Source organism: Campylobacter concisus, from assembly GCF_003048605.1.
In the GTDB taxonomy this organism is placed as follows: Bacteria; Campylobacterota; Campylobacteria; order Campylobacterales; family Campylobacteraceae; genus Campylobacter_A; species Campylobacter_A concisus_BM.
In genome coordinates this window covers 170435-192373 of record NZ_PIRX01000005.1, presented here as the reverse complement: position 1 = coordinate 192373, position 21939 = coordinate 170435, and the positions used below count along the sequence as shown (strand labels likewise).

General features: G+C 41.2%; 24 protein-coding genes. 3 read left to right on the top strand and 21 right to left on the bottom strand.

The genetic code is table 11. The features are described from left to right. Positions 1–2: 2 nt before the first annotated feature. From nuoK to rpsU, 21 genes are all read right to left on the bottom strand, one after another. On the bottom strand, positions 3–305 hold the full coding sequence (gene nuoK / locus CVS86_RS05715) for an NADH-quinone oxidoreductase subunit NuoK (protein ID WP_004317991.1): 303 nt from the start codon (positions 303–305) through the stop codon (positions 3–5). Continuing rightward, positions 302–838 carry an NADH-quinone oxidoreductase subunit J gene (locus tag CVS86_RS05710; RefSeq protein WP_054196019.1) on the bottom strand — a complete coding sequence of 179 codons (537 nt, stop codon included), beginning with the start codon at positions 836–838 and terminating at the stop codon, positions 302–304. The genes nuoK and CVS86_RS05710 overlap by 4 nt, the downstream gene beginning before the upstream one ends. Further along, entirely contained in the window at positions 831–1469 is a 639-nt protein-coding gene (nuoI, locus tag CVS86_RS05705; RefSeq protein WP_009294977.1) for an NADH-quinone oxidoreductase subunit NuoI, read from the bottom strand. Before nuoI ends, CVS86_RS05710 begins: the two co-directional genes overlap by 8 nt. A gap of 8 nt (positions 1470–1477) precedes the next feature. Further along, entirely contained in the window at positions 1478–2473 is a 996-nt protein-coding gene (nuoH, locus tag CVS86_RS05700) for an NADH-quinone oxidoreductase subunit NuoH (RefSeq protein WP_107791257.1), read from the bottom strand. Continuing rightward, positions 2466–4766: an NADH-quinone oxidoreductase subunit G gene (locus CVS86_RS05695; RefSeq protein ID WP_107791256.1), complete on the bottom strand. Its 2301-nt coding sequence runs from the start codon at positions 4764–4766 to the stop codon at positions 2466–2468. Before CVS86_RS05695 ends, nuoH begins: the two co-directional genes overlap by 8 nt. Beyond that, entirely contained in the window at positions 4763–5473 is a 711-nt protein-coding gene (locus CVS86_RS05690; protein WP_107791255.1) for a hypothetical protein, read from the bottom strand. Before CVS86_RS05690 ends, CVS86_RS05695 begins: the two co-directional genes overlap by 4 nt. Next, a complete protein-coding gene (locus tag CVS86_RS05685) occupies positions 5470–5700 on the bottom strand; it encodes an NADH-ubiquinone oxidoreductase subunit E family protein (protein ID WP_004317978.1) in 231 nt (76 codons plus the stop codon). The genes CVS86_RS05690 and CVS86_RS05685 overlap by 4 nt, the downstream gene beginning before the upstream one ends. Next, on the bottom strand, positions 5697–6926 hold the full coding sequence (gene nuoD, locus CVS86_RS05680; protein WP_103570107.1) for an NADH dehydrogenase (quinone) subunit D: 1230 nt from the start codon (positions 6924–6926) through the stop codon (positions 5697–5699). Before nuoD ends, CVS86_RS05685 begins: the two co-directional genes overlap by 4 nt. After that, positions 6923–7687, bottom strand: coding sequence for an NADH-quinone oxidoreductase subunit C (locus tag CVS86_RS05675; protein ID WP_107791254.1), 765 nt, complete (start codon positions 7685–7687; stop codon positions 6923–6925). The genes nuoD and CVS86_RS05675 overlap by 4 nt, the downstream gene beginning before the upstream one ends. After that, a complete protein-coding gene (locus CVS86_RS05670) occupies positions 7684–8196 on the bottom strand; it encodes a NuoB/complex I 20 kDa subunit family protein (protein ID WP_021083979.1) in 513 nt (170 codons plus the stop codon). The genes CVS86_RS05675 and CVS86_RS05670 overlap by 4 nt, the downstream gene beginning before the upstream one ends. Next, complete coding sequence (locus tag CVS86_RS05665; RefSeq protein WP_107791253.1) at positions 8178–8567, bottom strand: NAD(P)H-quinone oxidoreductase subunit 3; 390 nt, start codon at positions 8565–8567, stop codon at positions 8178–8180. The genes CVS86_RS05670 and CVS86_RS05665 overlap by 19 nt, the downstream gene beginning before the upstream one ends. A 107-nt stretch (positions 8568–8674) precedes the next feature. Continuing rightward, the gene (locus CVS86_RS05660; protein WP_107791252.1) at positions 8675–10309 is read right to left on the bottom strand and encodes a multidrug ABC transporter permease/ATP-binding protein; all 1635 of its coding nucleotides are present in this window, start codon (positions 10307–10309) and stop codon (positions 8675–8677) included. After that, positions 10309–11673: a coproporphyrinogen III oxidase family protein gene (locus CVS86_RS05655; protein ID WP_107791251.1), complete on the bottom strand. Its 1365-nt coding sequence runs from the start codon at positions 11671–11673 to the stop codon at positions 10309–10311. The genes CVS86_RS05660 and CVS86_RS05655 overlap by 1 nt, the downstream gene beginning before the upstream one ends. Positions 11674–11864: 191 nt before the next feature. After that, a complete protein-coding gene (locus CVS86_RS05650) occupies positions 11865–13181 on the bottom strand; it encodes a hypothetical protein (RefSeq protein WP_107791250.1) in 1317 nt (438 codons plus the stop codon). A gap of 29 nt (positions 13182–13210) precedes the next feature. Continuing rightward, positions 13211–14002, bottom strand: coding sequence for a DUF2314 domain-containing protein (locus tag CVS86_RS05645; RefSeq protein WP_107791249.1), 792 nt, complete (start codon positions 14000–14002; stop codon positions 13211–13213). Between the two features lie 357 nt (positions 14003–14359). Then, the gene (locus CVS86_RS05640) at positions 14360–14857 is read right to left on the bottom strand and encodes a YajQ family cyclic di-GMP-binding protein (RefSeq protein WP_107791248.1); all 498 of its coding nucleotides are present in this window, start codon (positions 14855–14857) and stop codon (positions 14360–14362) included. Positions 14858–14860: 3 nt separating this feature from the next. Next, a complete protein-coding gene (locus CVS86_RS05635) occupies positions 14861–15790 on the bottom strand; it encodes a D-2-hydroxyacid dehydrogenase (RefSeq protein ID WP_107791247.1) in 930 nt (309 codons plus the stop codon). Between the two features lie 2 nt (positions 15791–15792). After that, positions 15793–16974 (bottom strand): glutathionylspermidine synthase family protein, encoded by a 1182-nt coding sequence (locus CVS86_RS05630; RefSeq protein WP_103597907.1) that lies wholly within the window; start codon positions 16972–16974, stop codon positions 15793–15795. A 2-nt stretch (positions 16975–16976) separates the two neighbouring features. Beyond that, positions 16977–17594, bottom strand: coding sequence for a UPF0323 family lipoprotein (locus CVS86_RS05625; protein ID WP_103570117.1), 618 nt, complete (start codon positions 17592–17594; stop codon positions 16977–16979). Continuing rightward, complete coding sequence (locus CVS86_RS05620; protein WP_103597906.1) at positions 17591–18223, bottom strand: DNA-binding protein; 633 nt, start codon at positions 18221–18223, stop codon at positions 17591–17593. The genes CVS86_RS05625 and CVS86_RS05620 overlap by 4 nt, the downstream gene beginning before the upstream one ends. Before the next feature lie 103 nt (positions 18224–18326). Then, positions 18327–18539, bottom strand: coding sequence for a 30S ribosomal protein S21 (gene rpsU, locus CVS86_RS05615; RefSeq protein WP_009294994.1), 213 nt, complete (start codon positions 18537–18539; stop codon positions 18327–18329). A 143-nt stretch (positions 18540–18682) separates the two neighbouring features. Between rpsU and ccoG the strand changes: the two genes are divergently transcribed. The 3 genes from ccoG to CVS86_RS05600 all read left to right on the top strand — a co-directional run bounded on the left by ccoG (position 18683) and on the right by CVS86_RS05600 (position 21934). Beyond that, positions 18683–20008 (top strand): cytochrome c oxidase accessory protein CcoG, encoded by a 1326-nt coding sequence (gene ccoG, locus CVS86_RS05610; RefSeq protein WP_103597905.1) that lies wholly within the window; start codon positions 18683–18685, stop codon positions 20006–20008. 4 nt (positions 20009–20012) lie between these two features. Then, positions 20013–20666 carry a TetR/AcrR family transcriptional regulator gene (locus tag CVS86_RS05605; protein WP_234399234.1) on the top strand — a complete coding sequence of 218 codons (654 nt, stop codon included), beginning with the start codon at positions 20013–20015 and terminating at the stop codon, positions 20664–20666. Positions 20667–20773: 107 nt separating this feature from the next. Beyond that, positions 20774–21934, top strand: a complete 1161-nt coding sequence (locus CVS86_RS05600) for an efflux RND transporter periplasmic adaptor subunit (RefSeq protein WP_012001106.1) — start codon at positions 20774–20776, stop codon at positions 21932–21934. Positions 21935–21939: the final 5 nt, after the last annotated feature.

The following is a 21939-nucleotide window of genomic DNA, read 5'->3' as shown; positions in this document are numbered from 1 at the left end:
TCTTAGCCTTTCATATTTGTCATCGAATCTAAACTGATACTGCCAGTCTTTTTATACCAAAGCACGAGCAGGCCTAGTCCCACGGCGACCTCGCTAGCGGCGATGGCTACTATGAAAAATGCAATAATCTGCCCAGTTAGGTCAAAGTAGTATTTTGAAATAGCTGCAAGTGCGATGTTTGCTGAGTTTAGTAAAATTTCACTTGAGAAAAATAGCATTATCAAATTTCTTCTTCTCATTATGCCAACAAGCCCTATGACAAAGACTAGGCTTGCTAGGATGAGGTAGTGAGTAAGGCCTATCATAGCATCTCCTCAAATTTGCTTTGCGCGTCTAGGTCTTTGTGTATCAAGATGATGCCAGCCACCATCGCCACAAGTAGCATGATAGCGCACATCTCAAAGGCCAGCAGATACTTGCTAAAGAGTAAAATTCCAACCGCTTCGATGTTGCCAAGATTAGCGAGGGTAGAATTTACCACCTCTTGCTTAGCGCTATAGATCGGTGCTAAAAAGATAAATATCAAAAGAAGCGCTATGAAGCTACTTAAAAGATAGACGATGATCTTTGCTTTTTTGCCGCTTTTTGGCTCGCACTCCTTGCTGGTGTCAAAAAACATCATCGCAAATGCGTATAAAACGACCACAGCGCCTGTATAGACGACGATTTGCACCACGCCTAAAAACTCAGCCCCAAGCAAGAAAAATATAGCTGAGATAAAAACCATGCCAGCAGCTAGCGCAGAGACCGCGTTTAGGGCGTTCTTGCAAAGCACGCTAAAAGAAAAACTAACTAATATAAGGGCGCTAAAAAGATAAAATGCAAAGCTCTCATACATCGCTTGACCCTTTTAAATTTATATCCATCGTTTCTGCCTTATCTTCATTTGTAAGCGCATTTGGCGTCTTTTTCACTAGGCTACTAGCATTTTTAGGTAGTGCGCCATAGCCCTCAAACTCAGTTTGATCTTTTAAAAATTTATCATCTGTTAAAAACTCAGCCTTTGTGCCAAAGAGGATTTTGTTTTCACTTGCGACCTCGTACTCTTGCCCGCAGACGATAGCAAGCTCAGGGCAGACATCAGCGCAAAATCCGCAATATACGCACCTGCTTAAATTTATCGTGTAGCTTGCGACCTTTTTGCGGCCGTCTTCGCCAAGCGAGGTCTTCATCGAGATGCAGTTACTAACGCAAATTTTCTCGCATAATCCACAGCCTATACAGCGCTCATTTTCGCTTTCAACAAATTTTAAAAGTCTGTGAATTCCCCTATATCTGGCGTTTAGCTCCATCTTTTGCATAGGGTATTTTAGAGTGTGCGACTTGCTAAAGAGCATCTGCTTTAGCGTGATCTTTAGCCCCACTAAAAGATCGAGCTTAAAAGTAGCGGCGATGAAGTGCTTAAATTTATCAAATGCCCCTTTTGGCTCTATCTTTTCGTCTATCAAAATATATCTTTTCTCGCTCATTTTACGCCTTAGATAAGTAGTGCAAAGCCGGTGATTACGACATTTAAGATGCCAAGCGGAAGCAAAATTTTCCAGCAAAGCATGCTAAGCTGATCAACCCTTAGATGCGGCCACGACGCCCTCGTCCAAAGAAAAAAGAAAAAGACGAGGCTTGATTTTAAGATGATCATTAAAGCACCTGGGATAAATAAAAACTCATTAAAACCACCCAAAAATAGGAGCGTGATGATGATGCTTGCTGCGATCATGTTGGTGTATTCGCCGATAAAAAACATCGCCCATCTCATGCCGCTATACTCAGTGCCGTAGCCTGCTACGATCTCGGTCTCGTTTTCTGTTAGGCAAAATGGCGTTCTGTTGCACTCCACAAAGCTTGCCATCACGAAAAGCACGAAGGCAAGGGGCTGCTTGAAGATGAGCCAGTTAAAGATGCCTTTTTGGTAGTTGTTTATATCAACTAGCGAGAGCGAGCTAGTCACCATGACAACGCTTAAAAGCGCCATGCCAGCGACCACTTCGAAGCTAAGAAGCGCCACGACCGCACGAGCGGCGCTAATTAGTGCAAATTTATTGTAGCTTGCAAGACCTGCTGCAAGTGGCGAAAAGACGCAAACTGCTGCCACGCCAGCGATATATAAAACGCCCACATTTATATCTGCAAGTATCGGTCTAATAGTATGCCCAAAAACCTCAAACTCAGGCAAAAATGGCACGGGCGCGAGCGCTGCAAATGCCGCGATAGCAGAGATTAGAGGGGCTATTAGAAAGATAAATTTATTTGCATTTGCTGGAGCGATGTCCTCTTTTGTAAAGAGCTTTATCATGTCAGCCACGATCTGAAGCACGCCAGCAGGCCCCACCATATCAGGCCCCACGCGGCGCTGCATGTAGGCTAGCACCTTTCTTTCGGCGTAGGTTGCAAGCCCTGCAAGGCTCGCCATGACGGCCAAGATGACGACTGCTTTAACAATAGTTGTTATCACAAAAAATAGCATTTCACTCATTCTCTGCCTTTATTATTTTTACGCTAGCAAAACTCTTGCCATCAAAAATGGCGCTTACATCAAGCTTATCATCGTAGTCGCCAAGATAGGCTGCCACGCCTCCTAGCTCGCTATCAAGCTCCACACAAATGGCAAGCTTTTGCCCATTTTTTTCTAAAATGACCGCTTCATTTTGTGAAATTTCAAATTTAGCCATGAACTCGCTACTTGCGTAAATTTTCGCGCGTTTAGCTGTCTGGCTGGCATAGTTCGCAAAAAATGAAGGCAGATTTATAGGATTTGCAAGGCTTATAAGCGCTTCGTCCTCTTTTAAATTTAGCTCGCTTTTTTCTTTAAAAAGTGGCTCTATGTCCTCTTTTGGCGTGAAATTTGAAATTTCAAGCTTGTAGCCTCTATGGCTTGTGCCATCATTTGCGTAAAAATTTTCTAAATCATCAAATTTAACGCCCCTATAGCCCTTCTCTTTTGGTAGCTGCGCGGTGTAATCGATCGTATTTTTAGCCGCTATGTTAAGCGCATTTGCGATGTCGTTTAAGAAGTAGCCGCTATGAGTTAGCGCCGCATTTGTCGGCACTACTTCGTTATTTATGCTTGTAAATGTGCCCTCTTGCTGATTTAGCGCACCAGCGTCAAGATCGCCCTCAAAAATGCTAAATTTAAACTCGCCCATTTCATTGTATCCTAGCGTCTTGCCGGGCTTTTTCTCGCGTGAAAGCGTGCAAATTTTAGCCACGCCAAGCGAGTTTGTGCGAGGCGGTATGAGCATCACAGCAAAAGGCGTAGCTTTTGCGATCACTCCAGCAAGAGCTGCAAGTAAATTTGCATTTTCATGAGCGTAAAAGTCGCTACCTAAAATGAGCGTAAATTTAGTCTTGCTCTCGCAAAGAGTGGCTACTTCTAAGCCAAAGTTCTCTTCAAAATTTTCAAGTCTAGCCTGAAGTGCTGCTGGTAAATTTTCGCCCCAGTTTTTAAGCACAAAGAGTAAAATTTGCTCCAATTTGCCAGCCTCATAGCTCACACATGCAAAATTCTTTGAAAATTTCTTCACCACCTCATCAGTGATGTGATGAAAGTAAATTCCACTAGCTTTATTCATCTTAAGGGCATTATTTAGCTTATAGCTAGTTACTGGGCTCTCATGGCGCAAGAAGCTGCCAGTAGAGATGATAAAGTCGCTATTTTTTAGGCTCTCATAGTCTGCATTATATGAGCTAAGACCGCTAAATTCGCTAAAAATATTTAAGAAATTTTGAAATTTAAAAGCCTCATCGTTTAATAAATTTAGATCAAATTTCTCTCTCAAGAGCTCTAAAATAAGCGCCTCTTCGTTTGTTATGAAGCTATTAAATTTTATATTTTTTATGTTGCCGTTTTTAAAATTTGAGATGAGCTCATTAAATTTCACCTCATTTTTGCGGGCATTTTCGTTGTGAAAGTCGTAGCCAAACCTTGCCGCACCGCTTATCTCGCCAAAGTGAAAGTCGTTGCTAACGCGGTAAATTTGCTTGCTTCTATCGCTAGTGCTTTTCTCTTTTACGTCATAAAAAATGAGCTCGCAGTCGCTTTGGTGCGGATTTGCCGCTGGGACACGGCTTAGCTCCCAGATGTTTGAGCTATACTGGAAATTTGAACTAACAAGCGCGCCAACAGGGCAGACGCTAATGCACTCGCCACAAAATGAGCAGTCCAAGCTTTCGCCAACGCTTGGGGCAATTAAGCTCTTTTGCATCTTGCTAAAGACGGCGTAGGCATCTTTTGGCATGCTCTCTTTTAGCTCTTTTGGCACCTCAACGCCCCTTGGCGCCGTTTTTAATGCGCTCTCGCCGATCTTATCTTTGCAAACCGTCACGCACCTCTCGCAGACCACGCAAAGGGCTGGGTCGTAGTTTATGAGCCCCCATTTTTTGTGCGGTTTGTGTGTGTCAGTAATGGCAAAGCTTTGCTCTTTTACATTTAGATGCGTCGTTAAATTTTGCAATTCGCACTCGCCACTTTTGTCGCAAACACCGCATTGAAGGGGGTGATTGACGCAGTAGGTCTGCATGATCGCATTTCGCTCAGCAGCGATCTCTGGCGTATTTGTGTAAATTTGCATATCCTCTTTGGCTTTGGCGTTGCAGCTATAGACCACTTTGCCGTTTGCTTCGACCATGCAAAGCCTGCAAGCAAGCGTTGGCGAACAGCCGCTAAGGTAGCAAAGCGCAGGGATGTAGATGCCATTTGCCCTTGCGATGTTTAGGATACTCTCGCCCTCGTTTGCCTCTAAAATTTGATCGTTTATGGTGATTTTCATTTGCTAACTACTACTTGTTTAAATGCATATCCATCAAAATTTTTTGCGCCAAGCAGGGCAACCGTGCCTTTTAGCGTTGGATCAAGTCTAAATTTAGCGCTCACACTAAAGTCTTTTGCCTTTAAATTTAAAATTTCGCCATCCTTTGCCTTTGCCACGATGCCAAACTGCACGCCGCCCACGATCTCGTCGCTTGCGTTTTTGTTTAGATAGACGACCGCTCCGTCAAAATTGTCAAGCTCTCTTAGCTCGCCAACTTCGCCACCTGCTGTAAATTCTCTCACTTCGCTGCCTGCTAAGACGACATTTTTACCTAAAATTTCAAGTAGCCAAAAGATCGCCTCTTTGTCTGGATGAGTAAAGAGTGAGTCATCTATGATCACGTTTTTAACGTCCTTTATCCACTCATCAAGCTCCTCAAACTCCTCCTCGCCCACGTTGCACTCGCCACTTATGAGCCCATCATCAAGCTCGTCAAAAAACTCATTTTGCACCAAATTTGCATACTTACAAAGAAGCGCTAAGACATAGCTTATCGATCCTATCTCGCAGCGGATCAAATTTTCGCCGCCAAGCTCGTTATCTTCAAAGCATGAGATGTATTTAAACTCGTGCTCTTTTATCTTTTTTGCTAAATTTTTGTCGCTCAAACTTAGTAAATTTGCGATACTTAGGCTCTTGCCTGCTATTAGATCATTAAATTTCATATTTTGCCCTTTTTTATCGTTAATGCCCAATCAACTTGGTTAAATTTAAGCGAGTTCATCACCTCGCAGTTTAGGTTATAAGCCAAATTTACGGCCTTTGTGACACCGCTGTAATCTCCTATCTCAAACAAAAATATCACCACTTCGTCTGGCTCGCTCGCCTTTATCTGCTGTCCAAGAGCGCTCAAAAACTCTCCCTTTAGATGCCTAAGATCGACCCTTCTCATCTATCAACCTCGCCTAAGATGATATTTGTGCTGCCTATTATCGCGGCCACATCTGCCACATACTGCCCAACTAGCATATCTTCATAAATAGCGCAGTGCCAAAAGCTTGGCGTGCGAATTTTTAGGCGGTACGGGCTTGCGCTACCGTCTGAGTTTATATAAATTCCAAGCTCGCCCTTTGGCGACTCACTAGCAAAGTAAATTTCGCCCTTTGGTGGCTTTAGCCCCTGAGTTATCAGCACAAAATGCTGCATAAGTGAGTAGTTTTGGCTCATTATCTGCTCTTTTGAAGCGCTCACATACTCTGGCGCGTCGGCGATGATGGCAGGGCTGCTGGTCTGATACTTGCTAACGCACTGCTTTAAAATTTTTACGCACTCTCGCATCTCTTTCATATAAAGTAGGTATCTCGCGTAGCAGTCGCCTTTGGTGGCGTAAGGCACGTCAAATTCCAGCTCGTCGTAGATGAGATATGGCTCTTCTTTTCTGATGTCACGCGCCACACCACTTGCTCTTAGCATGACACCAGAACAGCCGCTACTAAGGGCTAGCTCTTTGCTAACTACGCCCACATCAACAAGCCTTGCTTGCCAAATTCTATTTTCACTTAGCAGGTCTTCATAAAGCGTGATGTCGCTTGGAAATTTCTCGCAAAATTTAAGCAGCTCCTCGCACCAGCCATCAGGCAGATCAAGCGGCACGCCACCGATCCTTATCGAGCTATGAGTTAGCCTTGCGCCGCAGTATTTTTCTATGAGATCAAGGACATATTCGCGCTCTCTAAATGCGTATAAAAAGACGCTCATAGCACCCACGTCAAGGGCGTGCGTGGCTAAAAATAAAAGGTGCGAGCTGATGCGGTTTAGCTCCAAAAGCATAACTCTAATGATCTGCGCACGGCGAGGCACTTCGATAGCGCAAAGCTTCTCCACAGCCGCGCAAAATGCGTAGTTATTCGCACTAGATGCGATGTAATCGACCCTGTCAGTCACTGGGATAAATTCTTGATAGGTCATATTTTCAGCCATCTTTTCAACGCCTCGGTGCATAAAGCCAACCTCTGGCATAGCGCGCACGACCTTTTCACCGTCAAGCTCAAGCACAAGCTTTAACTGACCATGTGCGCTTGGGTGCTGCGGGCCAAAATTTAGTATCATCTTTCCATCATTTTGCTCAAATTCTAAATTTTCAAAAAATGGTTTTAAGCGGTTTGGTGCTTGGCTCAAGGTCGTTCCTTTACTATCTGGCTTTGGTTAAATTTAGCCTTTTTGACAAATTTCACGCCGCCTTCTTCTTGATACTCGTAGTCTTCATTTTCATCAAACACACGTGAAAATCCAAAGGTATCTTTCTCATCCACAAAGGCTGGATCGCGGTTCTCTTCGCCGATCTGCTCTCTAAACTCGCTTCCAAAAATTTTATCCACCTCGTACCATTTAGCAGCCTCGTCGCCAACTAGCGGATAGCTTTTTAGTAGTGGGTGCGAGTGCCAGTCATCAGGCATTATTAGACGCTTTAAATTTGGATGATCTTTGATTAAGACGCCACTTAGATCATACATCTCGCGCTCCGCCCAGTTTGCGCTTTTATAAAGCTCGCAAACGCTTTTTAGCATTTCGTCCTTTTTAACAAAGCATTTTACTCGCGTGCGCCTATTTTTGCTAACACTTAAAAGCTGATAAAAGACCTCATATCCACCTTTTTGCGCTATATAATCAATCGCCGCTAGCTCACAAAGCTGTTCGTAGCCAAAGCGCCTTAACTCTTCAAGTGCTTTAAAATTTTCACTAGAATTTACATAAATTACGAGCTGATCAAACTCAACGTAGCTAGATAAAATTTCCACTCCGCTTTGCTCTAAAACAGCTAGCTCTTCGTCAAATTTAGAGCCACTTGCTACTTCTTTTGGCGTCTGCTTAACGATATAAAATTTCTCGCTGTAATACTGCTTTTTTTGCAGGTCGTTTTTTGGCTTATACTCTCTCATATATCTAGCTTTCTTGGCTTTTGCGCCCTAAATGCACTTTGTTTTCTTATCTTTTTTTGAAGCATCATAAGTGCGTATTGAAGCGTCTCTGGGCGCGGGGCACAGCCTGGGATGTAGATATCGACGGGGATTATGCGATCTACGCCTTGAACGGTTGAGTAGGTGTTAAACATGCCTCCAGTGTTTGCACAGCTACCCATCGAGATGACCCACTTTGGCTCAGGCATCTGATCGTAAAGGCGTCTTGTAAATTCAGCGTGCTTTTTAGTTAGCGTGCCAGCTATGATCATCACTTCCGAGTGCCTTGGACTAGCGCGAAATATAGTGCCAAATCTATCAAAGTCATATCTGCTAGCACCACTTGCCATCATCTCGATCGCACAGCATGCAAGCCCGTAGCTAAGCGCCCAAAGCGAGTTGCTCCTGCCCCACTGCACGAGCTTATCAACGGTTGTCAAAACCACTGGCAGACCGCCATTTGCAGCGTAGTTTATCTGATGCTTTGCCATTTAAAGACTCCTTTTTGCCAAGCGTAGGCAAAGCCGATGAGTAAGATCACTACAAAAAGTAGCATCTCAATGAGCCCAAATAGCCCAAGCAGCCTAAAATCCACCGCCCACGGATACATAAAGATGACCTCAACGTCAAATAAAATAAATAAAATTCCATAAAAAAAATAGTGGATATTTATCTTATTTGGCTGTTTTACTGTGGTCGGTCCGCACTCGTAAAAGCCAACTTTTAGGCGCTCAGTGTTGCGGTTGGCTAGCTTTTTGCCTATCTTTGAAGATAAAAATGTTATCAAACTAAACGAACAAGTAGCTAACAAAAGTATGATAAAAGCGCCAAGATAGGTGCTGTCAAGCTCTGAGTGTGACATACTTCGCCTTTTTTAATTTTTCAAAATTCTACTAAATTTAAATTTATTTGATCTTGAAATAGCTCAAGAGTGGCGCACTCAAATCTCTTTTTGTGTAAAAAATACTCTTATTTTATCTTTTCCACGGCGTCTTTTGCGGCACTTATACGCTCCGCCTCATCAAGCTCGCGCACAAAACCATCTTTAACTAAAATGATCCTAGTCGCCACGTCAAAGTAGCTATCATCGTGGCTAACTGCGATGACGCTTATGCCCTTGCTTTGCAAAAATGGCAAAATTTCTTTGTAAAATTTACGCTTAAATAGCGGGTCTTGATCGGCTGCCCACTCATCAAGTATAAGGATAGACCTGCGCTCTAAAATGGCTATTAGCAGGCTTAGGCGCTTTCGCTGACCGGTTGAGAGCTGCGTAGTGCTAAGCTTATTATCAACAACGCTTACTTTTTTATCGATCTCAAGCAGGGCTAAAAGCTCCTCTATATCGTTTTGGTTGGCAAAGCCATCACGAGATAGCGTCTGTGAAAATAGATAAAAATCAGCAAAAATAGCGCTTATCTTTGCTTGATAGCTTTGTAAATTTGCCTCATCTATCTTTGTGCTATCAAGGTAAATTTCGCCGCTGCTTGGGCGAAGAAGGCCGCAGAGAATATTTATAAGCGTGCTTTTGCCACTGCCATTTTTACCGATGATAAATGTTATCTCGCCGCGTTTGATCTCTAAATTTACATCTTTTAGGCTAAATTTGCCCTGCTCGTAGTTAAAATTTATATCCTTTAGCCTGATGCTTTGCCACTCATCGCTTAGGCTATCATTAAATTTAAAGCCTTCTCTAAATTCATTTAAATTTAAGTTCATTATCTTCTCTAAGCTCACTTTTGCGCTAAGTGCGGCTGGTATGGAGCCAACCATGCTCATAAATGAGCCTCTTAAAAATAGTATCGTTAGGCTTATGCTAAGCGCTGTTTGCAGGCTCGCCCAGCCAAATGCCACGCACAAAAATACGCAAAGTCCGACTGCGCCAAGGAGCATTACATTTGTAAAATTATCACTTAGCGCGTGATAGACGTCTGCTTTTACCATGCTTTGGCGCTTTTTATCACCTGTTAAATTTAGCTCATCAAAGCAGACACTCGCCCTTGTCCTGTTTAGACTAAGCTCTCTGTGCCCCTCAACTATGTCGTCATAGTGCTTTTGCAAGGCGTCATCTTGCGTCCTTGAGTCTTTGAAGTAAAAATGGATCTTTTTCATCAAAAGCGTGTTTATAACGAGTGTTGCGCCGATCCAAACAGCGCTAAATATAAAAACTTTTGGCGCGATGTAGGCTAGATAAAAGCTGGCACAAATGATGAAAACTAGGCTTTGTATAAAGCCAGTAGCGCTCATAAAGGCAAATGTGATCGTCTTTATGTCGTTGTTTAGACTGGCTATGATCTTTGCCTTGCCGATCTCGTTTATCACGCTATTTGGCGTGTCTAAAATTTGCTTTACGCTTTGATATCTAAGCTCGTAGATAAATTTATGTCCAAAATTTGTAAGCGAGATGTTTGCAGCGATGGCGCTTATGAAAAATAAGACCAAGATAGCTATAAATTTAACCGCCACGAAGGCGTTAAATTCTTTTAAATTTACAAGTTCGTTGTTTATAAAAGAGAGTGTCCAGACGCCAAACCCGCTAAAGGCAATCGTCAAGATCACTATTTTGATTATTGAAAAAAGATTGCTTTTTATTAAATTTGCAAGCATTACATCACAGCACGTGGCTGTATGATGTTTTGATCAAATTTTTGCTCGGTATTTTCACTCATGATGTGAAGCACCTTGCTGCGTTTGATCTTCGCGTCATCTTTAAATATCGCGCGCACTTTATCCATGCCAGCGTAGAAGTCGCGCATGAGCACGACGCAGATGTATTTGCCAAAAAATGTCGGCTTGATAACGCCATTTTCTTCGTATATAGCATTTACAAGTTTTAGCAAGCTAAGCTCGACAAATAGGTCTTTGTTGATGTTTGCCTCGTTTTGCTCGTTGTAGGTTTTGATATCCACGGCGCCGTCAAAAAGCCTTGTTAAAAATGTATATTTTAGTCTCTCTTTTTTGCTAAATGCACATTTTGCGATGACTGGGCTTTGTCTTGCTTTGACCTTTCTGCCGTAGTCAAGTAGGTTAAAGGCATTTATCACAAGCTCGCCGTTTAAAAAGCTAAATGCCCCGCTGCCAACGCCCACGTACTCTAAATTTGAGCCTACATATTCGTCGCGAAGGTCTGCACTTTTTTCATTTGAAAATGCCCAGGCATTGCTTTGCCTGTAGCCACCCTTAGCAAATTCGCTCACGATGATCTCATAAAATTCTCGCTCATTATCAACGTTTGAGACGCCAAGTGCGCGAGCGATGTTCTCTCTTGTTAGCTCTGATTTCATGAGCGGATAGAAGGTGATTTGCTGCGGAGATATTGATTTTGCGACATTTACGTCGTTTATTATCTGCTCTTTTGTTTGATTTGGCAGGTTAAAGATGAGATCTAGGCTTATAACTGGGATCTTGCCAAGAGCCTGCTCAAGCTTTCTTTTTGTCTCCTCGGCAGAGCCAAATTTCTCGTATCTGCCAACTCTTTTTAGTGTCTCATCATCAAAGCTTTGCACGCCTACGCTTAAGCGGTCGATGAGCCCATCAAAACGGCTTAAACTCTCTGGTGAGATGTGATTTGGGTCGCTCTCTGCTGAAATTTCTTCGATGCTAAAGAGATCTTTTGCGAGTTTTAGCGTTTTTTCAAGCTCTGGCTCGTTTATAAGCGTCGTGCCACCGCCCACATAAAGCGAGCTAAAGTCAAAGCCAGCCTCTTTTATCTGCCTCATCTCCTCGCGTAAATTTTCAAAGTAAATTTTAGCAAGCTCCTGCTCGTAATGATACTTGTGAAACGAGCAATACGGGCAAAATGTGTGACAAAATGGCACGTGCGCGTAGAGCATATACTTTTTGTCTTTTTTTGGAGTTTTGGTGTAAGTCGTGTTTAAAATGTCTATGTTAAATTCGTTATATAGCGATTTTTGTATAGAATTATGAGCGTAATTTACAGCAAAACTCTCAATGATATTTTTAAAAATCATAATTAATCGCCTTAAATAAGTTAGTTTTAATTTAGTCCATTAGGATAGCCAAATTTTAATAAATTTAGCCTTGCATTAACGTAAATTTTGAGTAAAAAATGCGATCATTTTTTAAATTTTCTATTTTTACAAACCTGCGATTTTTACATATCTAGCTCGCTTTTGCTCTATAAATTTAAGCTTTAGCCTACTTACTCTTTTACTCTTGAGATGACCTTGCTCGAGTCAAGCTCAAATTTCACTCCATCCTTTGTCTGCAAGTAGTAAAATTTACCGATATTGCAAAGTGACTTCACATCATAAATTTTAACCGCCTTTTCATCTATCTCGCAAGGCGTTTGCTCTTTGCCTTTTGCCTCGCAGAGTGAGCTAGGTAGTGCTTTTAACGCACTTTTATCTACAAGCAAAAATTTATAATCCACATCGCCTATGTTAAAGGTTTTTGCTGTGTATTTGATAAACAAAAGCGAGTTTGAAACGATCATAAGTGAAAGAGCAGCGTAAAAAACAAATGAAAAATCCTTTGTCTCTTTGATGCTCGCAACGCCTAGCACAAAAGAAAGCATAAACGAGCAAAAGAGTATCCAAAGTGCCAAAAATCCGCCATCTTTTAAGACGACAACCGAAATGATAAAGAGCAAAAGCATGATAAGCGATAAAAGATAGATGATGAAATTTGATCTATCTTTAAAGAAAACTGCCAAATTTACCCCAGTATAAGAGAGCAAAAGTAGCGATAAAATGGCGCCCCAGCCGTAGTTTAGCTTGAAGGCTGCAAAGGCTAAAATGGCAAATGAGATGAGTGTTAAAAAATAGATGAAATTTGAGCTATAAAAAAATAGAAATTTCGGCTTTTTAAATTTATGTTTTTTATCGTCATTTTGGTAAAGGTAGGAGACAAAGACCAAGATAGCGATCTCAAAAGCCGTCACGGTCGCGGTCGCGCAAAATAGCAAGATACCTGTAAATATCATCTCTGAGCTATCTAAACTCGGAAAATATCGGGTCTCAAAGCCAAAATACAAAAAGTAGCAAAGCATGCTGACGACTGGGACGATGAAATTTGAGTGCTTAAAGAAATTTGTAGCGCACTCTTTTATAAAATTTGCCTTTAAATTTGCCGAGTGCTCACCAAGACGGCTCTCAAAATACGAATTAAAAAGCAGCTCATTTTTGACCTTCTCAAGCTCCTCTGGCTCTCTTGATAGCGCCTTTTTGTAAATTTCATAGTTTTGCTTGCCAAAGTCCTTTATAATCTCATCTTTGATATCCAAAATGACAAGAGTGATCTGCTCTTTTATCTCGCCGAGCCTTTTTGAAACTTCAGCAAAATTTGTCCTATTTAGCCTGTCAAAAAGGTCGTTTTCTTTGTTTAAAAGAGTGATCAAACGCGCTTGTTTGCTGCTTCTTATCTCACAGTTTGAAAAATTTGCCTTTATAAAATTTACAAATTTCTTAGCGTTTTTAACGCTCTCATCTTTTTCATCTAAAATGTCTTGATAACTCAAATTTAAATCCTAAAAATTTACACGAAATGCTATTTAAGCACCTTTGCGATTTCGATCCAGCCTATTTGCCCAGCAAGTTCAGCTGCAGTTTTGCCGCTTTTTGTGCGGGCGTTTTTGCTAGCGCCATTTTCTAGCAAGAGATTTGCGATCGTTAAATTTCCAGCAAGTGCCTCGTGGTGAAGCTGTGTAAAGCCAAGCTCGTCGGTATCTGTGACCATGCTTGGATGCGCTTTTATATACTGCTCCACCTGTCCGCGCATATTTTTGCTCATCGGATGTTCTATCAAATTTTCTGGATGCTCTTTTTGCTCAAAAACTACCAAAATGTCTTTAAAATCGCCAAAATCAAGCCCCCAAGCCGCGTCATGCTCAGCTAGCTCATCTTTTTGCATGCGTGAGCGCATCGCCTGCACGCTAAAGCCGCCATAAGCGCGTCCGTCTATCGCAAAAAGCCAGTCGCTCATATCAGTAAATTTTGCGCTTATTTGATCGCCAACTTTGACGTTTTGCACGCTATCTGGCTCATTTACGAGCGTGCCATATATCGTCTCTCCGTCAAATTCAACGTCATTTACCCACATATGCTCGCCAACTTCTTCGCCATTTACAACATCTAAAAAGCAAATTTTTACCATCGCATAGTCAAGTCCTGGCACGATCCTGCGGCGCTCCCAGTAAAGCTCACGCCAAAAATACTTAAAGCTCTCTCTGGCTTGCTCAAATGCGCGCTGCATGTAGTCTTCGTCGCTACTTACAAAATAGATCGGCATCTGCTCGCCAAGGTCTATTTGCTTACCAAGAATTTTCTCAAAAAAGCCCATTTTTACTCCTTTTTAGAATTTAGATATATCAAATTTAAATAAAACGATAAGGCGAAATTTCATCCACGAACCAGCTAAATTTCACAAATTTAGCCCAGCAACCTACTAAATTTTAATACTAAAATCGTCCGACGATTTAGCAAATTTAGCCAAAAATCCTGCGAAATTTTAAATATAAAAGTCGCATGGCAATTTCGCAAAATTAGCCAAGTAACTTACCAAATTTTAACATGAAAATCATGCGATGTTTTCGCAAAATTAGGCGAGGCGATTTAAATTTTTGTGACGGGAGTTACCGAGCTGGTAATGACCGAGCAAAAATTTGAATAAACGACGCATAATAAAGCGAAAAATTCGTTATTTTAGGTTTTTAAAGCTTATCGGAAGTTCTAAATTTAACCCCCTAACGAGCTTTATACACTCCTGCAGATCGTCTATGCTTTTGCTTGTCACTCTGATCTCTTCGCCCCTGATCTGCGCGCTTACTTTGATCTTTGAGTCTTTGATCGCTTTGGTGATCTTTTTTGAGTTTTCACTATCAAGCGTGTCGTTTAGCTTTAGCGTCGCCTTTAAATTCCCGCCACTTGCTGGCTCTCTTTTTGTCTCTGTGATCGCTACTGGTGGGATGTTGCGCTTGATGAGCTTTGAGATCACGATGTCTTTTAGCGCGTCGATCTTGTTGTCACTTGAGCTAAGAAGCGTTATAAATTTCTCTTTTTCATTTAGCTCAACTTCAGCCGCAAGACCCTTAAAGTCATACCTTGCTGCGATCTCTTTTTTCGCCGTCTCAAGAGCGTTTTTAACCTCCATCATATCGACCTCGGCGCTTATATCAAAGCTATGTTCGGTTGCCATTTTCTATCCTTTTATAAATTCATCTATATTTTTAACTATGAGCGAGATCAGTCGTTTTCTAGCCTCCAAGCTGCCCCATGCTACGTGCGGGGTGATTAGTAGATTTTCTTTGTTTTTTACATTTAAAAATGGGCTATTTTCGCTCATCGGCTCACTCTCCAAAACGTCGGTGCCAAAACGCAGGTTTCTCTCATCTATCGCCCTTGCCATCGCCGCTTCATCCACTATGCCACCACGTCCTAAATTTAGCACTATCGCATCATCTTTTAGCAAATTTATCTCGTTTGTGCCCAGTAAATTTCTAGTCTTTTCATTTAGCGGTGCGTGGATGCTGATGATGTCGCTGCTTCTTAGTAGCTCATCTAGGCTTTTTTGCGCAAACTCGCTATTTTTATTTGCTCCGCTTGTCGAGTAGTAGCTCACGTTTGCGCCAAATGCACGTGCCGCTGCCGCCACACCGCGTCCTATCTCGCCAAGACCGATGATGCCAAACTCTTTGCCAGCGATCTCGCTGATATCTGCGCCAAGATAGGTGAAAATTTCGCTCTTCACCCACTCGCCACTTTTTACGTAGTGATCGTAAAATTTGATGCGATTTGTTAGCTCAAAAAGCAAGGCAAATGTGTGCTGCACGACGCTTGCGGTTGAGTAGCCAGCGACGTTTTTAACGACTATGTTTTTAGCTTTTGCATGTTCTAGATCGACATTATTCATCCCAGTTGCGCTTATGCAGATAAGCTTTAAATTTAGCGCGTCCATCACGGCTTTGTTGATGATGACCTTGTTTGTGATGACGACATCAACGCCCTTTAGACGAGGTACGACCTCATCGCTCTTAGTCTTTTGGTAGCTTATAAACTCGCCAAATTTCTTAAAAACACTAAGATCTACGTTTTCTCCAAGCGTTGCCGCGTCCAAACAAACGATCTTCATCCTTAGTCCTTAATGAAATGTCCTACAAATTTAGAGTAGTTATCTAAAATTTTGCCGCCCTTTCTATATCCAAGCGCGCACGCCTCATAAGCGTAAAATACGCCTGCTTGGTAGCTCTCGCCCCTCTCATCTTGGTTAAACTCGTAAAATTCTTGATAGATGGCTTTGTTTGAGTCGTATTCACCATCACTGCTTGCTATTTGTGCGCCGTTTTCATCGTATATCGAGACGTTTGCGCCTTCTCTACCAAATACCGGCTTTTTCACATATTTTTTGCCTTTTAGTGGCTCGTTTGAGGTCTCAAGCAAGAGCGGGTGATTAGGATATAGATCCCAAAGGATTTTTAAGATCCCTTTGCTTTGGAAAAGCAGCGTGTAGGCTGGATTTATGATGATAGCTTTTTGATTTTTGACGATGTTTGAAAGTATGAGAGCCAGCTCGCCCTCATCGATCGCTATGCTCTCCCAAGGCACTAACTTGAACCAATACTCGAAATTTTCATCATTTTTAAAAATGCCCTCATCATCGTTAAAAACGACCTCATCAACGTAGGCAAAGTCTGTTACAAAACCAGCCTCTTTTGCGATGTATTGCAGTAGTTTTACGGTCTGCTCATCCTCGATACTGCCTGCGATGCTGCTAAATAATATCCCCCAGCCCTCGTAAAGCTCATCAAAGTCCGCATCCTCGTCGCCAAGCGTGATAAGGCGTTTGAAATTTTGCTTTAGCGACTCGTAAAGGTCGTTAAACTGGGCTGCTTCGTCCATGTGATTTAGCTTTAGCATCGCCCACTGGATGATCGCCGTCTCAAAAACTGCCGTTGGCGTGTCGGCGTTAAATTCAATGAGCTTTATAGGCTTACCATCAAGCCCGCCAGCTAGGTCAAATCTGCCATAAAGGTGCCAGTGAACGTCATTTTCCCAGCTATTTTTTATGATATCAACAAGGTTAAATGGTATGCCTATCTCGTGAAAAAGGTTGTTGTCGATCACGTGTTGAGCGGCATTTACATACATATCATATAGCTCGTTTGCCGCCTCGTAGTAGGCATTTGCCTCTTTTTCGCTTACTTGCACGATCTCATCAGCGATATACGAGCTGTTGTCGTTATCCGTGTGCCACGCAAAGCCTATTTTCTCCATAAATTCATTGTTTAATGGGGTGATTTTTCTTAAATTTATCATTTTCAGCCTCCAAAGCTTGATGAGCTAGAGCTTGACTTTGAGCCACCACCAAAAAATCCGCTCTTTCCACCGCCGCTTCTTGCAGCAGAATTTGCCGCTTTTTGCTTGTTAAAGCTATCCACACTTCTTGTGTAAGCACTTGGATTTTTATATGTGCTTTGGCGATTTGCTTGGAAATTTTGATTACCAAAAAGCTTACTGCCTATCCAACTACCAAGTATCGCGCCAGCTGCTGAAGCAAGGATCGTCTCACCAAGGCTTAGTCCGCCGCTGCTTAGCTGTGCGTCGCTCGTTCTTGTCAAATTTGAAGTGTTATTGTCGATCTTTGCGTTTGCTTGAGCTAGAAGTTTATCGATCTCATCTTTACTTAGCACGCGCTCAGTGCCGTTCATATCTTTTAGCACGACTCTAGTTTCAGTGCTTGGATACTCTTCTAATATTTTGTAAACGCCAGGTGCGCTCTCTTCGATGATGACAAAGGCGCCGTTTTTTTGCGCAACTTCGTTTAGTGCGTTTTCATTACCGCCATCGTCGCTCCCACAACCTGCAAGTCCAGCCATGATAATGGCACCAAATCCCCCAACCGCAGCATAAGTAGCTATTTTTTTGATGTGTTTCATATCTCTCCTATCAACTCTTTTAAATTTTTATGTCTTCTAACAAGTATCACGCCGCGTTTAAATTTGATAAATTTGGAGTGATGTATCGCTTTTATTATCTTTTCACTGATCTTTTTCGTTGCCTTTGGTTTTAAATTTAACTCCTTTAGATATTCGCTTAAATTTATCCATTTTGACTCGTCCTCTATCTGCGCATCTATCGCCATTTCGCTTGCGGCACTTTCGTTTTTAGGTGCTAAAAGTGGCCTTTGCATAGCATTTAGAAACTGCATGAGCTTCTCGTCTCTGTCCTTGTAAATTTGCAAAATTTCATTTTTGCGCTCGATGAGCATCTGCTCTTTTTCTTTAAAAAGCCTATCTTTATCGGCTTGCAAATTTAAATTTAAGCTCTTTAGCTCACTTAGCTCATTTAGCAAATAGCTTACAAACTCGTCGTTTTGGGATTTAGTTTTTGTGCTTTTTGAAGCGGTTTTTGCGGGTTTTTCGCTACTTGGCTCCTCGTCAAGGATGACAAATTTAGTGCCATTTTCAATGAGCGTTTTCAACGAGCCTCGGCGGATTCTATTATAGACTGCTTCTTTTGTTATGCCTAAAATTTCTGCAGCTTCATTTACAGCTAGCTTTTGCATCGGATTTCCGTTTAAAATAAAATAAAAAAATTGCTTTGATTATAAAAAAATAAGGCTAAAAGAAGAGTTAAACAAAGAGAGCAAAGCTCCCTTTGTCTTGGTTTTAGAGTCTTGACTCGTAGCGTCTAAGCATATAAAGACGTTTAAGCATTTTCTTGCGAGCTGCAATTTTTTGTTTCTTGCGGATCTCAGTTTTAGGCTCAAAGAAGCGTCTAGCTCTTGCTTCAGTAACGACTAAGTTACGGTCAGTTTGTTTTTTAAACTTTCTGTAACCCTCGTCAAATGACTCGTTAGGATGTACCTTAATACCAGGCAACGTCCTCACCACCTTTCAGATTAAAATAAGCCGTGAGTATAGTTTAACTTTCATAAATTTAAGCTTTTAGGCAAATTTAAAATATTTAATACTTTTTTAATAACCCAAAATTTATAATCTTGAAATTTCAAAAAAGGCTCACCATGTCAAAGGATCTTCATTTTACCTACGCCAAGAGGCGTTACATTTTTTTTGCCTGTATCACACTATTTGTATTTATTTTGCCATTTATTAGGATAAATGACGCGCAACTATTTTTGCTAAGTTTTGATAAAAGCAGAGTTGATCTATTTTTTACAAAATTTGATATGCAAGAGCTATATTTGATGCCGTTTTTGTTTATCACTTTGTTTTTAAGCATATTTTTCTTAACGACGCTTGCAGGGCGTATCTGGTGTGGCTGGAGCTGTCCGCAGACCATTTTTAGAACGCTCTTTCGTGACCTTTTGCAGACTAAAATTTTAAAGATCAGAAAAAATATCCAAAACAAACAAAATGAGCCACAAGGTCAAATTTTTAAGCGTGCATTAGCTGTTGGAATTTGGTGCGTTTTAGCACTTATCATAGCTGCAAATTTTATGTGGTATTTTGTGCCACCACTTGATTTTTTTGCTTATCTAAATGACGCAAGCGAACATAAAATTTTACTTGCATTTTGGCTTAGTATAGCTGCTTGGCTAGTCTATGACGTGGTCATTTTAAAAGAGAATTTCTGCGTCTATGTCTGCCCGTATGCGAGGGTGCAGTCAGTTATGTTTGATAGCGACACGATCCAAGTTATCTACAACCAAAACAGAGGCGGCGTCATATATGATGGCCGGGAGAAATTTAAAAAGCCAAAAGAAGATGGCGCGCTTTGCACTGGTTGCGAGGCCTGCGTAAGGATATGCCCAACACATATAGATATAAGAAAAGGTATGCAGCTTGAATGTATAAACTGCCTTGAGTGTAGCGACGCGTGCGCTAAAGTGATGGGACATTTTAACGAAAGCTCGCTCATCGAGTGGAGAAGCATAAATTCTCAAAATGAAAATAAAAAGGTGAAAATTTTTAGATTTAGAACGGTTGCTTATCTTGTCATTTTGTGCGTAGTTTTGGTAGCTGCAGCGCTGATGAGCGGTAAAAAAGAGAGCATGCTTTTAAATATAAATAGGACAAGCGAGCTTTACAAGGTTTTAGATCAAGGTGAGGTTGAAAATTCTTATGTATTTTTAGTGCAAAATACCCAAAGCAAGGATCATAAATTTTACTTTGAGATAGATGATAAAAGCATAGAAATTTCTCGTCCAAATAAGCCGTTTATGCTAAAAGCTGGCGCAAAACAAAAGGTCATCGTCACGCTAAAATCAAAAAATGAAAACACGAGCGAAAAAGATCTTTTAAAACATATAAATATAAGAGCTTACGCCACTGACGAGCCAACTATCAGCGTGCAAAGAGCCAGCACTTTTATCTATCCAAAAAGATGATAAAATGGCGAAAAATTTAGTGGGAAGTAAAATGGCGATCTCAGAAAAAGGCAAAAAACGATACGAACTCATCGTAAAAACGGCGCTTGAGCTATTTTTAAAAAATGGCTACGAAAAAACGAGCCTTAGCGATATCGTGGCGATAAGCGGCGGCTCGCTTGCTAGCATTTACACATTTTTCGAGAACAAAGAGGGGCTTTTTAAGGCGATCATCGAGCAAGAGATAGATGACTTTATAAAAGAGATCGATGAAAAAATAGACCTTAAAATTTCTCATAGTTTAGAGGAGTTTTTAACCAAATTTGCAACCATCATCTTCTCCATCGTCTGCACCAAGAAAAATATCTCACTTGGCAGGATAATGATGAGTGAGGGTTCTAAAAATGGCGGCAAGCTTGGCAGGGCATTTTTAGATCAAATTTTAAATAAGATCGACCTTGTACTTATAAATTTCTTTGAAAGAGATGAGGTAAAAGCCGAGCTTAATCCAAAATTTCCAGTCAAATTTGCCGCAAAGTGCTTTATGAAAAATGTAATTGGTCTTTATTACGTCGACTCGCTTATGATAAACAAAGAGCCAAAACTAAGCAAAAAAGAGCGTGAAGAGCACGTTGCTTTGTGCGTGGAGCTATTTTTAAATGGCATTATTAAGAAGTAGAATTGACTTTTAATTTATTTTTGGTTATATTCATGGCATTTAAAATTTTGTAATGAAAATTACAAAACTAAATTTGGGATTAAAATTTAAAATTAAGAGAGGTTTTTATGTTGAAATTTAAAAGTTTTCTTATGCTTTCAGCTGCCGTTTTTTTGCTTTCTGGCTGCTTTGAAAGTGGCGACAAAAAGGCCGCTGCAGGACGCCAAATGCCAACATCTCATGTTGATATATTTGTTGCACAAAAAGCGGATGTGCCTATTAGCTTTGACTACACAGCCACAGTTACTAGCAACCAAGATGTCATCATCTATCCAAAGGTTGGCGGCACGATCATAAAGCAGTTTTTTAAGCCAGGCGATAAGGTAAAAGCTGGAGAGAAGCTATTTCTCATAGATCCAGAGAAATATCAAGCTAGCTACGACTCACTTGACGCAGCTGTTGGCGTGGCAAATGCAAATTTAAAAAATGCCGAGACTGAGTTTAAAAGAATTTCTGCTCTATATAAGAAAAATGCAGTCTCTCAAAAAGACTACGACGCAGCCGTTGCAGCTTACGATATCGCAAATGCAAATTTAGTAAGCGCAAAAGCAAATTTAAAAAGTGCAAAAATAGATCTAGGCTACACAAGCATAGTAGCTCCATTTGACGGTGTAGTGGGCGATAATAAAGTCGATGTTGGCTCACTTGTAGTAGCAAGCCAAACACAGCTTGTAAGACTAACTAAGATAAATCCGATCGAGGCTGACTTTTACATCGCAGATGTGGATAATCTAAGTAGAAAAGCAAATTTAGATAGTGGCGCTTGGCAGCAACTAAATAGCGAGGCTGTTTTAAATTTAAACAATGAAGATTTCACTGGCAAAGTGACATTTATAGATAATGTCGTAAATACCGCAACTGGCAGCGTTTTGGCAAAGGCTAGCTTTGATAATAGTGAGGGTAAAATTTTGCCAGGTGCGTTTGGTCATATAAAGATGAGCGGATTTGTGCAAAAAAATGCCTTTAACATCCCACAAGTTGCCCTTCAACAAAGTGCTACAAACACTTATGTTTTAGTCGTAAAAGATGGCAAAGTAGGCCAAAAAAATGTAAAAACAGGATATCAAACAAAAGATATGATCGTTGTGACTGAGGGTCTTGAGGAGGGCGATAAGATAATAGTTAGTAACTTCCTTAAAATCGGAGTTGGCGCACCAGTTGAAACTGATAAAGACCTAAGTGCAGAATTTATAAACGGCAAAGATGCAAACGCTACAAGTAGCAAGTAAAGGCA